Annotated in this window: 13 protein-coding genes and 1 other RNA gene; 9 read left to right on the top strand and 5 right to left on the bottom strand. The window is 42.1% G+C overall.

From position 1 onward, the window contains the following. Positions 1 to 7 precede the first annotated feature (7 nt). Both O9X84_RS08220 and O9X84_RS08215 read right to left on the bottom strand, forming a co-directional pair. Positions 8 to 427 (bottom strand): hypothetical protein, encoded by a 420-nt coding sequence (locus O9X84_RS08220; RefSeq protein WP_269519213.1) that lies wholly within the window; start codon positions 425 to 427, stop codon positions 8 to 10. Then, positions 427 to 1,620, bottom strand: a complete 1,194-nt coding sequence (locus O9X84_RS08215) for a hypothetical protein (RefSeq protein WP_269519212.1) — start codon at positions 1,618 to 1,620, stop codon at positions 427 to 429. Before O9X84_RS08215 ends, O9X84_RS08220 begins: the two co-directional genes overlap by 1 nt. 801 nt (positions 1,621 to 2,421) lie before the next feature. Between O9X84_RS08215 and O9X84_RS08210 the strand changes: the two genes are divergently transcribed. Continuing rightward, positions 2,422 to 3,195 (top strand): haloacid dehalogenase type II, encoded by a 774-nt coding sequence (locus tag O9X84_RS08210; protein WP_269519211.1) that lies wholly within the window; start codon positions 2,422 to 2,424, stop codon positions 3,193 to 3,195. A 236-nt stretch (positions 3,196 to 3,431) separates the two neighbouring features. Further along, the gene (locus O9X84_RS08205) at positions 3,432 to 5,222 is read left to right on the top strand and encodes a GGDEF domain-containing protein (RefSeq protein ID WP_269519210.1); all 1,791 of its coding nucleotides are present in this window, start codon (positions 3,432 to 3,434) and stop codon (positions 5,220 to 5,222) included. A gap of 143 nt (positions 5,223 to 5,365) precedes the next feature. Here the strand turns inward: O9X84_RS08205 and O9X84_RS08200 are convergent, their stop codons facing one another. Further along, entirely contained in the window at positions 5,366 to 6,394 is a 1,029-nt protein-coding gene (locus O9X84_RS08200; protein WP_269519208.1) for a branched-chain amino acid aminotransferase, read from the bottom strand. Between the two features lie 309 nt (positions 6,395 to 6,703). Beyond that, positions 6,704 to 9,571, bottom strand: a complete 2,868-nt coding sequence (locus O9X84_RS08195) for a M16 family metallopeptidase (protein ID WP_269519206.1) — start codon at positions 9,569 to 9,571, stop codon at positions 6,704 to 6,706. A 294-nt stretch (positions 9,572 to 9,865) separates the two neighbouring features. Between O9X84_RS08195 and O9X84_RS08190 the strand changes: the two genes are divergently transcribed. Then, entirely contained in the window at positions 9,866 to 10,984 is a 1,119-nt protein-coding gene (locus tag O9X84_RS08190) for a zinc-binding dehydrogenase (RefSeq protein WP_269519205.1), read from the top strand. 206 nt (positions 10,985 to 11,190) lie between these two features. On the opposite strand, the gene O9X84_RS08185 is transcribed toward O9X84_RS08190, so the two are convergent. Further along, positions 11,191 to 11,988, bottom strand: a complete 798-nt coding sequence (locus O9X84_RS08185; RefSeq protein WP_442864517.1) for a peptidylprolyl isomerase — start codon at positions 11,986 to 11,988, stop codon at positions 11,191 to 11,193. 145 nt (positions 11,989 to 12,133) lie between these two features. Between O9X84_RS08185 and rnpB the strand changes: the two genes are divergently transcribed. The 6 genes from rnpB (at position 12,134) to O9X84_RS08155 (ending at position 18,129) form a co-directional block, all read left to right on the top strand. Next, positions 12,134 to 12,485: RNase P RNA component class A (gene rnpB / locus O9X84_RS08180), an RNA gene on the top strand. 258 nt (positions 12,486 to 12,743) lie between these two features. After that, positions 12,744 to 14,252: a tyrosine-type recombinase/integrase gene (locus O9X84_RS08175; RefSeq protein WP_269519204.1), complete on the top strand. Its 1,509-nt coding sequence runs from the start codon at positions 12,744 to 12,746 to the stop codon at positions 14,250 to 14,252. 178 nt (positions 14,253 to 14,430) lie between these two features. Further along, a complete protein-coding gene (locus O9X84_RS08170) occupies positions 14,431 to 15,528 on the top strand; it encodes a hypothetical protein (RefSeq protein ID WP_269519203.1) in 1,098 nt (365 codons plus the stop codon). Between the two features lie 214 nt (positions 15,529 to 15,742). Further along, positions 15,743 to 16,324 carry a hypothetical protein gene (locus O9X84_RS08165; RefSeq protein WP_269519202.1) on the top strand — a complete coding sequence of 194 codons (582 nt, stop codon included), beginning with the start codon at positions 15,743 to 15,745 and terminating at the stop codon, positions 16,322 to 16,324. Positions 16,325 to 16,912: 588 nt separating this feature from the next. Next, on the top strand, positions 16,913 to 17,929 hold the full coding sequence (locus O9X84_RS08160; protein ID WP_269519201.1) for a PIN domain-containing protein: 1,017 nt from the start codon (positions 16,913 to 16,915) through the stop codon (positions 17,927 to 17,929). Between the two features lie 20 nt (positions 17,930 to 17,949). Then, positions 17,950 to 18,129 carry a hypothetical protein gene (locus tag O9X84_RS08155; protein WP_269519200.1) on the top strand — a complete coding sequence of 60 codons (180 nt, stop codon included), beginning with the start codon at positions 17,950 to 17,952 and terminating at the stop codon, positions 18,127 to 18,129. Positions 18,130 to 18,465 lie beyond the last annotated feature (336 nt).

The following is an 18,465-nucleotide window of genomic DNA, read 5'->3' as shown; positions in this document are numbered from 1 at the left end:
TGCTACTTTACCTTGTGGTGTACACCACTTTTAAACCCTCAGGCAGTTGGGTCGACTCAGGCAAATAACCGACACTGCCTTCATTCGCTCTCAAATAGTTTAGCATTTGCTCTGCACTCTCCATTTCTTTAGGAGGCGTCAAACGTCCACTGAATCGCATTTGTGCCCAGTACGCCTGTATGCGAGATTCTGGTAATCCAATAATGCGTGTGTTGAATATCGTTCTGCTTTGCTCTCCTGGCACAATCGACACTGGCGTAAGAGATAATAACTCGGGAGAAGTCCCGCTCATAAATAGGTCTCTTACTTGAGATTTAGTTAATGTTACGCTGCTGTGGGCAATGTTGGCCACCACGACCACACGCTCAGAAGCAAAGGAGGCTCCTGATAGTGTTAATAGTGCGAAAAGAAGGAGAGTCTGCTTCATCAAAACACCCACTCCAATGCCACTTGATAGAGTGTGGCTTGCCTATCAAAGTCTTCCTCTCCCGCTTTCACTTCGAAAAATGAGGTATTGCCTTTTTCACCATCAAGAAAGGAGACTTCGGCTTTCAATGCCATATTGGTTTTGAAATCCCAACGAGCGCCAAGCGTTATCGTATCGAGGTTATCAGTTGGAAAGAAAGTGTTTAGCTGTTCTACGGCAAAAAATAGGTTGTCTAAGTCGGGATTAACCCCAAAAGGTATGGTGTTCTCAATGTTATTAACTGACTGGTTTGAAGATGCAAACGTCGCGTGTAACAGCACATTGTCAATGTAGTAGCCTACCGAGACATAGTAGCTTTTAAGCTCAGCCAGTGTCTCAATGTCTGAACTCACGCTCATCCATTCTGCACTCGCGTACCATTTTAGTCCGTCGTAGCTTGCACCCACTAAAAATGAACTCGCACTGTCGTCAATAATGAAGTTTTCGGCTATATCATCAAACCCAGCGGCTTGTAATCCATTTATAAGAGGAGCGACTCCCTCTATTTGAGCTTTTACTGTTTTTGCTTCTACTGCAGCCGTTCTCAACTGAAAGCCGCCATAATTAAGTTCTAAAACGCCACCATAAAGCGAACTAACGTCCACATCTGCGGTAATACCACTGGTTCTCAATTCGTCGTTGTATTGGCCGAAATACCCTTCAATGTCGTAAGTGAAATTGCCTAATCGCCCTCTATAGCGAGCGTTTCCACCCTCGTACTGAGAAAATAAATAGCTGCTATAAAGTTGCTGAGGGGCGTTAATCCACGGGTAGGCGAAGCCAACGTCAGTGACGTCTGAATACTTTAAAAAGGGAGTACGTAAGCGACCAATATTAAATTGAAGAGAATCGGTTGGCGCATAGGTGAGATAAAGCCATTCAATGCCAGATTCACGGTCTTCATCACTGTGAAGCAGCACTTGAACCGATGCCGAAAAATACTGATTTAGCGTGTAATCTGCTTGAAGCCCTAGTAGTGACTTTTCTGAAAAACTGACTGAGTTATCGTAGCCCTCATACTCTGCTGAAGACGTATCTAAATAACCGCCTACCGCACGCGCAAATCCAGAAAATTCTATATCACTGTTGTCTGCAAAAGAAGCAGAACACCAGCAGAGCGCAAGCAGGCTCAAGGCATTGTTAAGTAAACTCATATTTTTCAAAACGTTAACCTGTTGCTGTATCAGTCGAATATGTATTTTATTGAGTAAGCTCAGCCACAAAGCAAAAGCCAAGCAAGTACGCCCAAGCAAACACGTTGTTATTTTACATTTTAGCGTATGTCGCAACACTAGTGTAATCCACCTGTGGCAGATGTGCTTTATTTATAGCTATTTTTTATTGGGTATATCTGATGTTCACTTTGGCGAGAGGGCGATAATTTACTGGATTTGCCAAAAGCCTTGGTGTTTTGAAGATATACTCCGAATGATTGGGAGAAGTAACACGCTTTTACACAAGGGCAATGTGGTATCTGCATATGCGTTTGCGTCATATCAAAGCACCAACAAGTCTCTCTCACCTTTGTCAGCGGTAGTTATTACCGTACGGAATTGAGACAATGACCATTGTATTCACTTTATTTATTTAGGTTGTACTTATATCAAATATATCCAACTCATTTGTCTTTCCTTTTTAACGTGCTGTGTGGGTGCGTAGCCTAGCGTTTAAATATAAAAATTACACTCGATGTATCGTACTAGATTGCATCTGAGCGATTCTTTATAAAGGGCTAATTGAAAAGATAAAAACGCGCTTATCCCCCCTACTTACTTCAACAATGCGTTTAGCTGTGATTTACGCAATGTTGCAATTAACCCGTGATTTTCCTCGGTGTTTCATTTAGTCTAGGAATGACCTGAACGGTCGTTCAATTCATTCGTCTTCAGCGTAAATACACATTTGCCTTTAGCGTAAATAGACATTCACCTTTAACGTAAATAGACAGAGGTATTATGAGGAATCGCACACTACTATCCCTTTTTAGCGTATTTTGGCTGTTTAATAACAGCGTATTTGCCAACGACTCAGCAGAGGCAACGGTTCAACACACAAAACCCAAAGTGATTATTTTTGACGTTAACGAAACCTTGTTAGACCTTGAAAACATGCGCACCTCAGTGGGCGAGGCGCTCAATGGTCGAGACGATTTACTGCCATTGTGGTTTTCCACTATGTTGCATCATTCTTTAGTGGTGTCAGCGACAGGCGAATACCAATCTTTTGGAAATATCGGTGTTGCAGCGTTAGAAATGGTGGCAGAAAATAATGATATTGCTATTACACACGATAAGGCACGAACCTCCATCGTGACACCGCTGCGCTCTTTGCCGGCGCACCCAGATGTTGCCGAAGGGCTAGCGGCATTAAAAGCACAAGGATATAAGTTAGTAACCTTAACTAACTCATCTCTTGAAGGCGTTCAATTACAGCTAAAAAATGCCAATTTAAGCCAATATTTTGATGCTAACCTCAGCATAGAATCTGTGGGTGTATTTAAACCTCATTTAAAAACCTACCAATGGGCGCTTAATGACTTGGGCGTCGATGCTAGCGACGCGCTTATGGTAGCGGCCCACGGTTGGGATATTGCAGGTGCGAACAAAGCTGGTCTTAAAACCGCCTTTATTCGTCGCCCTGGTAAAGTCCTTTTTCCGTTAGCGGAAAAGCCTAACTACAATGTGTCAGACGTGAATGATTTAGCCCGCACGCTTGCAGCGCTAAGATAAAAGCATAAAGGGGGTCAGAACAACATTTTTCATTCGCGGTTCTGTCACTTTCTAACGGTTGCACTTTCTAACGTTTGATCAGGCAAAAGCGATTATAAATGGTTGAAAGCTTTATTTCTTCTGTTCAATTGTTAACCTATCTATTATGCTTGCGAGAAGGGGCTATGGCATTAATGCCTCCTCTCAATCCAATAAAAAACAAGAAGCACTGTCCATAACATGTAACTGGAAGAAAAATGCCGTATCGTTTTATTATCGCCCTGTTACTCATTTTACCGGTTAAGTACGGAGTTGCTAATGAAGAGCGTATCGCAACGGTAGAGCAGCAACTTTCTGAGCTAGATGAAAAAAGTGTTGCTACGTTACCTTTGTTGGTTGAGCTAGCGTCGACTTACTTATACAAAGATCCTAGCTTGGCAGAGCGCTATGCTTTACAAGCTCTGCCTCTAAGCGTAGAGAACACAGATGATATCCGCCGCTCTGAGGTGTCTCGCCTACTTGGTATGGCAACTATGTATCAAGGTAAAAACGAAGAAGCTCTTACGTATCTGACCCAAGCAATTACCGCCGCACGTAACACGAACAATCCTCATCTACTCTCTGTTTGTAATCGATCTCTTGGTGTTTTTTACGAGTTAACGGTGGATTACGATAATGCCATGAAGTTCTATATAGACGCCCTAAAGTTTGCAAAGCTTAGCGAAGATACTACCGATTTAGCCATGGTTTATGGCAATTTAGGCAACGTACTCAACTCTCAGGGTGACTACGATGAGGCTGCCGATTATTTTAAAAAGGCGAGGGACATTCACAAGCAAACCAACAACACTGAGATGGTGATGAATATGACCGTTGGTTTGGGTATGTCTTACCTAAAGTCTCGGCAATTAGATAAGGCACAAGATATTTTTGAAAGCGTTCTTGCCAGTGATGATGTCATTGTTGATTTCACCTACAGCGAAGCTAGTGTAAGTTTGGCGCATGTATATCAACAGCGAGGATTGAATAACAAAGCTATCGATATGTACAAATACGTTATCGAAAATGCTCGCGCAGGCTCTTACCCTCAAGCTTTAGCTTCCGCTTATCTCGGGTTAGGCGATTTGTACCAGTCATTAACACGGTATGATGATGCGCTGCGTTTGTATCGCCAGGGCATTGTCACTGTTAAAAACAAGACCTCAGTTGAGAGTGAAATAGCGCTGTATGAAAGCTTAGCCATGCTTGAATTAAAGCTAGGAAACTACGAAGAAGCAGCAAAAGTTCAGGCGGAATATATTGACAGGCGAAATGCAATTCAGCCAGTGACTCAGTCGGGTATTATCAAAAAACTCGAAGCTCAGATTAAAAACGAACAAGAGTTGATTAAGCTTCAAGAAAACCTGTTACAACGAGAGCGTGAGGCTCGTCATTCCTCGTTCTATTTATTTTCTGCTGTAGTTATCTCATTAATATGCGCACTATTGTTCCTCACGTTATTATTGCGAAGACAAAAGCTACTTAGACTTGAGCATGCCAATGAGGTGTTAATCGATGCCTCAGAAACGGATTATTTAACAGGAATTGGCAATCGTCGTTACCTTGACCGTAAGTTTCGAAGTCAGCGGGGCATCAATATAGACATGGCCTTTCTGTTACTAGATATCGATTATTTTAAAGCCATAAACGACACTCACGGTCACGATGCTGGTGATAAAGTGCTGGTTGCGTTGGCTAATGCAGTGAAAGCGCTATGTCAAAGTGATGATATTTTTGCCCGTATTGGGGGCGAAGAATTTGTCATTATGACTTTCAACAAAAGCGAAGTTGACGCAATGGCGTTTGCTGAACGTTTGAGAGGACACGTGGAGGCGATGATTCCACCAAGTGAATGCCCGCAAGATATAAGCGTTACGGTAAGTATAGGTGTTGCTATCGGATGTATGAAAGTGGCTCAATACGATGTGCTATATAAACAGGCCGACATAGCACTGTTCCAAGCGAAAACCCGTGGGAGAAATCAGGTGAAGCAATATAGTGCGCCTTAGTCCAAAGCGTGCTCTTAATAGTTTGAGCGCACCGTGATAGAGACTCTGACAGCACAACATGCGTCCTCTCCGTGCTGTCAATAGCGGCTCGAGAGGAAATATCTAACGAGCCTAATCAACGGTTCTTAATCAGTTGCCTACGGCTACGGATTAATTTTTACTAACCAGTTATGCGTATCTTCTGCCTTGCCCCACTGTATGTCGTTCAGCGCTTGACGAAGCTTCATAGTAACTGGGCCTGCCTCGCCGTTACCTACTTGATACTCTTTTTCGTTGTGAATAAGCGTGCCCACAGGCGTTAGCACCGCCGCAGTACCAGATAACGCTGCCTCTGCGCCAGGCTTGGCTGCGCGTTCTAGCAGCTCGCTCACCGTAAGCTCTCTTTCGCTTACCGTCATGCCGTGGTCTTTTGCTAGTTGTAAAACTGTCGCGCGAGTTACACCGTGCAGGAAGCTGGAGTCTAGGCCTTTGGTGATGATCTCGTTGCCATCGATAAGTAAAAAGTTTGCCGCGCCAGTTTCCTGTACGTCACCATTTGGACAAAACAGAATTTGGTCTGCCTGTACTTCTTTTCTTGCCTTTAGAATAGGCGGTAATGCACTGGCGTAGTTGCCACCACTTTTTACCATACCCATGTGCGGCGCACAGCGCATACCCGTTTCGTCTAGCAAAAGACGAAGCGGCTTTAAACCACCGGCAAAATAATCACCAACGGGTGATAAAAGCACGTATAGCATTGATGTGGCCGACGGTGCGGCTGCTTTTCCAATAGACGCTTCAGTACCCACATGCGTTGGACGAATATACATTGAACCAGGAGGCTCTGGCACCTCCAAGCTGTATTTTGCCACAACATCGAGGATCATTTTTTCAACTTGCGCTTTATCTATTTCAGGCAAGTTGAGTAAACGACTGCTTTGCGCAAAGCGTTCGATATTTTTGTCCATACGAAAAATGTTAATACTGCCATCTTCGTGCTTAAACGCCTTAAGACCCTCAAAACATGTGCTCGAGTAGTGAAGAACATGCGCGCCAGGATGCATTTGTATGGCGTCTGAACTGACAAACTCAGTCTCAGACCATGCGTCGTTTTCAAAGCGGGTAAGCGCCATCTCAGGCATGAATACGGTACCGAATACGGCCATTGGGGTTTCCTGTTTATGTGTTCTCAAAAATACTGCGGTGAGTTTATCAAAAATTACCCTGTTTGCTAAAAGAATGTGCAAAAGGAAATCATCTTTGTGATGTGAATTGTAAACTTAAGCCTTTCTCGACACAAAGAAAAGGCCCTATGCTTTTACGATGCTAGGGCCTTAAGATGCTAGGGCATTAAGATGGCAGCGCTTTTGATACTAGCACTGTTGATACTCGCACTTTTGGTACTAGCGCTTTTCAATGCCGCAGCCGAAGGGCACATTGTAGCCTCTGGCTTATTCTCAGTATTACAGAGTATTTAGGCGTCTAAAGCGTACTAAAGCTTACTAGAGTTTGGCGCCGTGAATATCCAGTTCTACCAGAGGCGAGTCTAGAGATACCGCGAATGCAGCTACTTTTTCTCGCTGAGTCGCGCCGTCGCCCGCAATAACATAAATCATAGCTGGCTCCTGCATATACTGCTCGATAACCCGATGCACCTCATCTAAGTTGGCATTTAGTGCATAGTTTTGCTGTAGCTCTACGTAATTAGCAGGGCGGTTGTATTCGCTAATCTCCTCTAGCATACGTAACTTGCTTCCCAAGGTTTCAAACGCTCGCGCATTGCCTTTAAGCACCATGTTTTGCATGACAGACAAATCTTGCTGGTTAAAGGTGTCTTTGTAATCGCCCACAAGACGTTTGAATTCTTCTAACGATTCTTTAGTTACATTGCTTCTCACCTGAGAACTTGCAATAAATGCTGAATGATAAGGGCCACCTCTTACATACGAATAAGCGCCGTAGGTGTAACCTTTCTCAATTCTCAATGTTTGAGCTAAACGTCCGCTAATTCCACCGCCAAGTGATGTGTTGGCATATTCAATGGGGTAAATGTCGTCGTTTTGTGCATTTGGAAGCAGCTTGCCCATATAGATAACAGATTGCTTTGCATCTGGAATATCAATAAAGAACACGCGGCTATCTGCCGATGTACCGGCAGGTTTTAGCTTAGGCAGTGAAGCCGTTGCGCCAGACCAATCGCTGAACGAAGAAAGCGCGGCAATCACCGACGCTTTATCGACTGCACCCACACTGTGGTATTGGCTACCTAGCGGCTTAATGTTAGCTGCGTAATAGGCCTCAACATCATCCAATGTAATGGTATCGATACTAATTAGCGTACCACCTGTGGCAACGCCTAATGGGTGGTTATCGCCATAAAGTTTGGTAGAGAAAACGTTGAATGCTGTGCGCGATGGGTTACTTAAGCTCTGCTTGATGTTCGTCAGCTGAGCTTGTTTTATTCTATCGAAATCAGCTTGTTTAAAGGCAGGCATGGTTAGCATTTCAGAGACCATCGCCATTGTCTCGCGGTAGTTTTTAGCGAGCACACTTCCTCGAAGCGTAATATCATACTTCGATGCGCTTACATTAACCGACGCACCAAGTAGACCAAGTGCTTGTTCAAACTCTGCCGCCGTTCTTTTTTCCGTACCCTCGAATAACATATCGGCAAGCAGCGCTGATGTGCCCTCTTTACCGCTTGGGTCTAACAACTGGCCACCTGGAAAACGCATGCTGAAATTCACTAATGGCAGCTCGGTATCTTCGATACCATAGGCATTGATACCTAACTCAGTAGTATGCTGCCACACATCAGGTACGTTAATAGCAGGCAGGTCTGTTAGTGCGGGTTCACTGCGATCGTTGTTGGTTTTAGTACGTTTGAATACGACGTTATCCGACTCGTTAAACTCCTTTTCTGCCCCTTCTATAATTTGCTCTTCAACCACGTTTGCCTTGGTGGCGTTGTCCATAGCAAGTTCAATTTTGCCTTTAGGAACGAAGTTGGTAATAACGGCAGGCTTGTTTAGCACATACTGGTTAAACACACGCATGATGTCTTCGGTAGTAACACTGTTTATCTGCGCAATTTCAGTGTTATAAAAATCAGGCGATTGTGCATACTCATTGTATATTCCAAGCTGCAGGGACTTGTTAAGAATGCTTTCAAACTGTTCATAAAACGCGGTTTCGGTTTGCGCGCGTATGCGAGTTAGTTGGGCCTCGGTAACGCCTTTGTCTTTGAAAGTAGCTAAACCTTGTTTAATAAGGGCATGGACTTCATCTAACGGTTGGCCTGAGTTTGCCCGTACTCGCAATGTGAACGTACCAGCAACTTCCTGCGCAGAGTGATAAGCCGATACATTTGGAGCCACTTGCTTTTCAGTAACGAGTAACTCGTATAGCGGTGTGTCTTTAGACCCTGCCAATAATTCGCCAAGCATATCAAGGGCGTATGCGTCGGGATGATATTGCTCAACAGTAGGTAGCGTAATTCTAATTTCAGGAAGGCGAGCAAAATTATCTTCATGCACCAAAGTAATATCGCTATCTAACGACACTGGCTTAGGCTCTATAGGCGCCACCGACTTGCCGGCATCAATTTCGCCAAACCAATAAGCCACTTTTTCTTTTGTTGTTTCAATGTCGATATCACCGGCAATCACTAGCGTTACGTTTGATGGGGTATAAAACTCGTTGTAAAAGCCTTTTACATCTTCCAGCGTAGCCGCTTGTAAGTCTTCTAAATCGCCAATAACCGTCCAGCTGTAAGGGTGTTCAGCGGGGTAAAGCGCTTTGCGAATAACGTGGTCGGTATGGCCGTAAGGGCGGTTGTCCACACGCTGGCGCTTTTCATTTTTCACCACCTGTTTTTCGCGCTCAAGAGTAGGCTCGGTAACCGTATTGATCATAAAGCCTAAACGGTCTGAGTCTATCCAAAGCAGCTTATCAAACGCATCTTTTGGCACCACTTCGTAGTAAATAGTACCGTCACTCCAGGTGCCGCCATTTCGACTCCCACCTAATTCAGGGATCATTTTGCGATTGGCGCCTTTAGGCACATTTTCAGAATCGTTAAAGGCCATGTGTTCAAAGAAGTGGGCAAACCCTGTTCTTCCAGGCTTCTCTCTGTTGGAGCCTACGTGCACCACAGTGGCAAGCGATACAATAGGGTCAGACTTATCCTCATGCAGAATGACCGTTAAACCATTGTCTAACTGATATTTCTCATATTCGATATTAAGACCTGGCTCTTCCGTCTTTGCTTCTTTTTTTACACTATCTTTGGAGGATGGCGCAGTAGGGGCACATGCGGTTATCGCAGTTGCCAAAGCAATAATACCAAAGAGGTAAGTACCTGCTTTCATGGAGTAATCCCTTCTATTTATTCTTAGGTGGATGGTAGAGCGACACGCTTTAGTCGCTCTACAATAGTAACTATTGATAGTAGGCACAAGTTGCTGGTGGTTTTATAAAGAGACGACAGTACGTTTTTGTAAAGTACAACTGACTGCATAAGTACAACAGTCAGCACCGTATACCGATAAAATTCTTATGGTTGCCTATCCACCTAAGTGATTCGCGTACCGCTTTTCTTAGTGCTAGCGTAAGGTTATAAGCAAACGCTATTACTCAATATAATTACACGGAGAATGATTACTGTGACAACATCAAAACAACTACTAACAAAAATTACTTCGCAAGGTCAGCTAGAAATTAACCTCGTTGACTCGGATATTCCTGAGCCAAAAGCACACCAGGTTGTTGTTAAAATTGAAGCCACACCTATCAATCCGTCGGATATGTGGCCTATGTTTGGCCCAGCAAATTTGAATGAAGCGACCTTCGATGCAGACAAGGGTCAGCTAACGGCACCCGTGCATGCCGGTTTACTACCTCGTATAAAATCCCGCTTGGACATGTCATTACCTATCGGTAATGAAGGTGCTGGCGTGGTAGTGGCTGCCGGTGAAAGTGAAGCAGCTCAATCTATGTTGGGTAAAACAGTAGCAGTGCTCTCGGGGGCGTGTTTTGCGCAGTACTGCTGCGTGCCGGTTCAAGCGTGTATTGTTCATAAAGAAGGGACTACGCCCCAGCAAGCTGCGTCATCGTTTGTTAACCCCCTAACGGCCTTGGGGATGGTTGAAACTATGCGCTTGGAAGGACATAGCGCGTTGGTTCATACAGCAGCGGCCTCTAACTTAGGTATTATGCTAAACAAAATTTGTATTGCCGAAGGCGTGCCCTTGGTCAATATAGTACGCAAGCAGTCTCAAGCAGATTTATTGACTGAAATTGGCGCGAAATACGTATGTAATTCGTCAAGCGATAGCTTTAAAAAGGACCTCTACAAAGCTATTGAAGCAACCGGTGCCACATTGGCGTTTGATGCCATTGGTGGGGGCGAGTTGGTTAGCGACATTCTAACGGCAATGGAAGCGGTTGGAAGCAAAGACGCTGAAGGTTTTAATACCTACGGCTCAGACGCCAACAAACAAGTGTATATTTACGGCGGCCTAGACTTCTCACCTACTATCTTAAACCGTGCCTATGGCATGACTTGGGGAATTGGCGGGTGGCTATTAATGCGCTTCTTAGGCAAATTAGCCCCTGAAAAAGTGGGTGCGCTACACCATCGCGTGGCAAATGAAATTAACACCACGTTTAAGAGCGATTTTACTGATGTATTGAGCTTAGAAGAGGCATTGCAGCCTGAAAGAATCGCTCAATATAATGCAAAGAAAACCGGCGAAAAGTATTTAATCAATCCTCAGAAATAAATGTTGTTGATAAGGCTGATTTGAGTTTAGAAGAAGCCTTTTTTCGCAATACTAAAAAAGCCACCTCTTACACAAGAGGTGGCTTTTTATTTGGCCGCTAAATGCTTTTCTATATAGCTAAAGGCTCTACAATAGCGCTAAAGGTTTTCCATTAAAGCTAAAGGCTTTCCATTAAAGCTAAAGGCTTTGCAAAAGCAGCTAGAAGTTTATGAACGCTTAAACTTAACGCAGCGACATACCAGCGCTAAGCTAAGTAAGAAAAAGCCTAAGCTTCCTCCGCCAGACGAACTGTTGCCAGAGCCTGGAACATCCGGAGTGCCTGCGTTTATCAGCGTATTTTCAACAGGAACAATATCTGGATTGGTCACTGTTGCGCTATCTGTCACTACTATGTCAGTAATAATCACCAAGTTGTCGCCCGTTACCTCAACATCATTATTTGCATCAGCGCTGGTATAGTCTATCAGGGGAATAGAGTCCGCTGCCCCGCCTAAATTAAAACGCGGTAGGTCTTCAATAGCATCAAGCACTTCCATGCCATTACCTAACACCTGGCCAAATACGGTAAATCCGCCATTTTGCACATCTAGGTTCGCGCTGTTGTCAGATAAATTGATAAACCATTGTGATGTGGCGCTATCAGGCGAGCTAGCGAGCTTTGCCATTGCAATAGTGCCGCGAACGTTAGACAACGTTGGCTCATTAATAACTGGAGTGCCCGTGGCTACGCTATCAAGAGGGAACATGCCGTTAAAAACAAAACCGCCGCTTTGCGCAACGAAGCCTGGCTCTAAACGATGTACCACTGTATTTGCATATGCACCTGAGTTTACGTATTCCAAAAAGTTTTCGACAGTTTCCGGCGTTCTTTCATCGAAAAGGTTTATTTGTACGTCGCCTAGCACGGTTCGTACTTCAACCACAGTGGCTTGCACTGTACTGGTCATTAACAGGCCTAAAACACCCGCTACTCGCAAAGAGTTTGATTTAGCTTGAGTAAACATCAATTGATACGCTTATAGAAAAAATGAGAGGCCTGATTCTACGGTAGAAGCCGAAACGATTACAAATAAAGATGAAGCTGCATTTTTTCTCGTCAAAGGCGTTACCTAGTCGCTATTCATGTTGGCATACTGTAGAATGCGCCGCGGAGTTGGCCAGGCAATCGCCGCTTTCGCAAGAAAGGGGAGGAAAGTCCGGGCTCCACAGGGCAGGGTGCCAGATAACGTCTGGGCGGCGCAAGCCGACGACAAGTGCAGCAGAGAGAAGACCGCCTAAGCATGTTTACATGCCGGTAAGGCTGAAAGGGTGCGGTAAGAGCGCACCGCACCTCTGGTAACAGAGTGTGGCGAGGTAAACTCCACCCGGAGCAAGACCAAATAGGATCCCTTAACGTGTGGCCCGCATGGGGATCGGGTAGGTTGCTTGAATCAGTGAGTAATTGCTGATCTAGAGGAATGGTTGCCCACGACAGAACCCGGCTTATCGGCCAACTCCACCTTTATCCATAAGTTGTTGTTTTTCAGTCTTTTGGAGAAGGTTTGTTTTTGTCAAAAGCTATGTGTTTCACTAGGTGAATCACAATATGAGACACATCAAAGTCCCCTACACGTATCTGCGTAACAATTATTATTATCTCAACATCAGAAATGGTGAATACTGGCTCAAAGCTTCATTGGGCACAAAAGACTCATCCCTTGCTTTTAAAATAGTTAATCAGTTGATACTTTGTACCAAGTCAATAAGTGAGCTTGTTTTCATGGATAAAGAAAAGGTTAGGTCGTTAATAGATAGAGTGCGGAGAGAAGTTTTAGATTCGACAAATTCTTTAATTGATCTGGATAGCGCTGAAGCACAAGAAGCGAGCGAAAATTATATGGCGTATTACAGTAACGCTATGGTCGCTTATGATGGTTACATGAATACTCCTCCTGATTTCTTAAAGAATGTTGCAGAAGTTCCAGCTCCGATGTCTTTAAAAGCTTATAAATTAAAGCGACTACATGATGATACTAAAACGCCTTTAGAAAAGGCGAGTGACTTGCTAGTGAGTATGTTTGTAGATTCTGAAACTGGAGAACATAATTTTGAATGGCAACAAAAATCATTTCATGAATTTGGAGAGCGTTTAGAACAACTCCTTACTATCGCAAAATCGATACATGACAGTATTGTTGAAGGGGATTATTCTTCAGCGCAAAAGAAAGCTAATTATGTTGGTGAAACTGATACCTCTCCCCTATTTATGGAAGCTAAAGAACTTTTTCTTGTTGCTGGTAAGAATGGAAGACTTTCAGATCTAAAGTCAGGCAAGCGCGAACCTTGGGATGACTCAACATATAAGATGCATTCACGCCATCTAGGCGTTTTTGAGTTTTTCTGGAAAGACTTAAAGTTATCAGCTATTAAAGCTAGAGATCTAGATTATCTGTTCAAAGAAGTAATTAGTAACCTGCCGCTATCAAACAAAAAGCCCTACAATACAATGACTTGGGAGAAACGAATCAACTCTGTCCTCAATGGCGAAGTAGAAGAGTTTGACAACAAAGGTGATTCGCTTCTTATCTCCAAAAAGGCAGTTAGAGAGTATCTCAAAACCTTACAGTCATTTTATCGATTTTTATTTGATTCCTATCTTTACGAAAAGTCACCTTTGCCTGACATGCGATATACCGTTAGAGGTGACAAGAATAGAAGAGGAGCTTTTACCAGAGAGCAAGTAAAGTCTATTGCTGAATACTGTATGAGACAGGGGGGAGATAAGAAGTGGCCAGTGTTAATAATGTGCGTAACAGGTATGCGAAATCAGGAGGTAATGCAGTTAACCAAAGATGATATTAAATTGGAACAAGGTATTTGGTATATTGACGTACACGGTAGAAATGGGAGCGTAAAAACAGAAGCTAGTGTGCGGAAAGTTCCTCTACCAAATTTACTCATCAAACATAGTTTTGTTGAGTATGTGCAAACCAAAACTATGTTTTTGTTCGATGCTAATAGCAAATTCTTAACTAGATATTACGCTAACGAAATCAAACGAGCTTGTCATCTCCCAGACTACAACGACAAGGAAGAGCCGCTCTCACTGTACAGTTTACGGCACTTTGTTATCACAGAATTGCAAGTACTAAACGTTAATAGACACATTACTCAAGCTCTTGTTGGACATCATCAAGGAATAACAACGCTAACTGACTCTCAGTATTCTCATGAAGTTCCACTTAATGAACTGAAGTTAAATATCGAAAAAGTAAAAATAGGCATTTAGCTCTACAAATTAAGTCAATCGCAAACACTTCTGATTAGTGGTGAAATTAAGTCTGCCACTTTTTAGTATCTTTTTGTTAGCTTCTATCCTTTGCTTTGAAAGGTTTTAAAGCTTTTATTGTGTTTTATTCGGTCTACATAATATCTTAGTAAAAGAGCAGCTAATACAAGGAAGAGTAATGACTATCAAAAGCAAGTTTGGTAAAGAAGTGGCCGTAGTAGTAAAAGACCCTGAACTTAGAAAGTTTGACAATGAATACACCACTACTCCCACCTCAGAATGGAAAGAATACGATAGGGGTTTCAAGCTACAAGTACCAGAAGATACCGAAGACAATAGAATACGTGGTAGTCACGTACCTGAGATATTAGACAGTATCTTTGAAGTCCTTAAGTGGATTCTTTACAGACACAACGAAATAACAGTGCTGCGCTATGACTTCTATCCAGCTGATTCAGATATAACAATCTCTGAGTTTCACAATAGTCTTACTAAGAAACTAAAAAGGCTTCGTAGAGTTAACGATAAAACAAAGAGTACGTTGAAATCAGATAAGGGTATCGCCATTTTCAAAGATCTTAAATATTTCTGGGTAAGAGAACGAGGTGGTCATGAAGCTGGTGGGGGAATACACTACCATTGCTTTGCTGTATTTCGCACACCAGATAGGATGACACAGAAACAGGTAAATGACGAGTTTAGAGAAAGCGCGGCAAAGTCTCTTAAAGGTTTAATCGATGCAAAGTTGCAAAAAGAGGGGTTCGTTAATCGTAAGCGAAAGAAGAAACTCTTAGAAAGTTATCTACAACAGATAACGCCTTTCAAACTGAGCAATAGTAACGAAAAACCTAATTGCCCTTACGTTACCATTCCTGGATACTTTTGGTTGAAACGTTCCATGCTACCTTTTGAACAGAGTGAATCACAAAAATTCAGAATTACTGAGGCGTTATCTAAGTTAGAGGATAAGACCAAGTTTAACGAAGGATATGCTTATCTAAGACTTGATGTGATAGCTAAACGCATTCACTTAAAAGGAGAACCAATCGGGGGGGTACTTCAAGAGTGTATATATGCTCTTAGTTACATCGCAAAGACTGTTACTAAACATGCATTACCAAATCATAAAAAAATGTACGGGATGTCTAAGCTGGTGGATAAGGAATTAACAGCTAAGCGTAAGCGTGAGATTACCGATGGTACAGCAAAAGTAAATGAGTATTTAGAAGCCTATGAAAAGTATGGGTTAAAGAGTGCTTCTGAAGGCGCTATTTAAGGTTCCTGTAAGGCGCTGTGGGGAGGGATCTTGTATAATTTATACATTATAGAGTGGGTTGTATTTTTAATCTCTCATAATGGCTTGCAGGCCTTAATTGTCTATTTGAAAGTAACTGCTCTGACAAATTAGCTTATCAATAGTCAACGTTTGACTTTTCATCGCTGTAGTCTACTTTAAATTCCCATAATATAGCTTAAAGTTGGATTGAAACATGGATAGTCAAAAGTTCAATAATTACAGCAGCGGCTTTCAACATATCGTCGTTGCGTTAGCTGTGGTGATTGGAGGTATCTGGACTTTAATTTCATTTGAAGCTCTGAACCAAAGAGAAATAGCCAAAGGGCAGTTAGAAGAAATAAACAATAGAATAAAGAAAATTAAAATACCTGCACTTTCTTTGAAAACTAGATTGATTAAAAAGGAAGAGAAAGAGAGCATTTATCAGATAAAAGTTGAAGTAACCAACATTGGAAATGAGATTCTTGAACTCTCATACTCAGCCGAAAAATCATTTCAATTAACTTTAATTACAGACGTCAAAGACTATGGATTAACAATCGATAGCTCATCTACTATACTACCTAAATTGGTATCGCATCATTTTGATGGATCAAAGCAAGTCCTCTCAAACGAAGTGCCTCCAAATGCTACAATAAGCGTTCAGACGTTAGCCAAACTAAAACGAAATAGTATCTACCAAATTTCATTCAAAGCAGAGTTAACCGATAATTTCGTGAGTGAAGAGAAGAAGTTTCGGTCTCGGGGCGTTAGTGAGTTTCTTTATGTAGACTGAAATTTAATGTACAGGTAGCCTGTAGAGATTACTTATCTCGCCAGTACCCTTCTTTTCAATTAGTGAGGTTTTCTAGCTGGAGACTTTTATGCGTTAAAAGGGTTACAGCTCTTATTCAATTACCTCTAATTATTTTAAGCAAATCAAGACTCTCTTTGATAGTTAAAATCGTTTAAAAAATACTGCTTAATTTTCACTAATTCATTTCATATCAAAGTTTTACAATAAATTAAGCTAGTGGTTTTATAGGGTTGTCAGAAGTATTTAACGTATTAAAACGTATATGGGTACAGCTAGATCTCAACAAAGGGGGGCGTTAGCCTCTAATAACTTCAAACAGTAAGGATAACGATGAACAACATTGATACTCTCAAAATTGAGTTGCTTGATTCAAGAAAGCGTAATGAATATGCTGAAGTTGTTCTAACTAGCCTTTTAAGGCTTCTCGATAATGATAAGCAATGTTTTAAGATACCCTTTGATGATGTAGTGACTACGATAGAGGGAGCAATTCTTTTGTTACAAGAGTGAAATGGTTTCTGGTAGTGTTATTTTAGACAGACAATCATACAATTACAGGTTAACTTCATGGATGATCACAGGAGTGCTCTAGTTCTAGATACACAAGTATTCGAGAATCTAAAATTTAACTTTTTGCATTCTTACTTTACAGAGCTTAAGAATCTAAAATCCTTCTATGACTTTGATATTATCTTGCCGACAGTCGTAGACAGGGAAGTAACTAAACGACTTAGTGAAAGGATTAGGAAAGTTCACGCTGGCCTTCTCAAAGAAAAGAGTTACCTCAGTTATTTTAAAGTTCCCCAAATTTCTTTAGAAGATGCTTTGGAAGAAGCTCTAACAGCTTACGATGAGTTTAAATTAAAATTCAGAGTCAAAGTGGTTGGTAACCAATCAGTAAAGGTTGATGATGTTTTAGAACTTTACTTCAATAGGCAGCCACCTTTTAGTGACGCGAAAAAAAGCGAATTTCCTGATGCTATTTCTCTTCTAGCCCTCAAAACAGTTCAATACGGGATGCTGTATGTGATAACTGCCGATCAAGATTGGGTAGAATTCTGTAAAAACGAAGACAAATTTACTTGCTATAAGTCTCTGCCCTTTTTCATTGATGAGAGACTAACTGAATCATCTAGCTTTTTAGCTACCCTTAAACAGGCATTACTATCGGGACAAAACTTTATCGAACTAAATGAGTTGGTTGTAGAAAAGTTTAAAGAAATGACCTCGTTTGAAATTTACGTGGGACGCAAGCTTCAAGATTTATCTCCTAAACACTGTGAGCAGTTTGAGTTGAGCAACGTCAATTTGACAGATTTTAAGAAGCTTCACTTTTTGCCCAATAATGGTTATTCCATTGACAACAATCACTATTGCAGCCTTCAGTTAGAACTGAGCTTTAGCGTCTATGTCCAACTGGGTATTGAAACAAAGCTGGTAAAGGGCATGAAGATAGATGTACCAATTTACAAGCGGGAGAGATTGGCTACAACGGCATCATTCTTCGCAGACTTAAAGGAAGGGAGCATAGTGACTCTTTCTTTTATGAGTTTCGATACTCAAGAATGGTTTATTGAAAACTAGTTAGCTACTAAGGAGGTTGTATGGCAATAGAAAATGATTACGAGGAGTGGAAGGAAATTAGGTCAAGGGCCGATTCAATAGCCACGGCAGTATTTTTGCTTACGGGAGGTGCGTTGTCGTTGTCGATAAATGTTATGGTGGGCAACAAAAGCAAACTTAAGCTCTCTGCGCCTCTTCTCGAAAATATCACGCTTGCATAGTATTTCCTGCTAACAGCGATTATTTGCTTCTTACTAATTAAAGTTTATTTTATTAGCATTGCTATGACTAGGCAGTTTAAGCCGCAGCTTATAAATAAGCATTTGTTTAAGATAAATATAGTTCTTGGGCGTTAGGTTTAGTTGCTTTTGGCTCGTTCGCATATGGTATGTATAAAATGGTTCAAGCAGCGGTTTTGACAATAGGCGGTTAACACATATGAGCCTCCGGGCTGTCAATGAAAAAAGATAGCCCTTTGACCGCTATTTCAAGATCAATACCGTTGCCTTTTTAGAACTCGTTTACTTCGTCTGTCATGGTTGATGTTAGGCAAATTG

Origin of the sequence: Alteromonas sp. BMJM2, from assembly GCF_027257845.1 — a bacterium.
Classification (GTDB): Bacteria; Pseudomonadota; Gammaproteobacteria; order Enterobacterales; family Alteromonadaceae; genus Alteromonas.
Note: the sequence above shows the minus strand (reverse complement) of the source record. Positions and strands in the feature narration are given on the sequence as shown.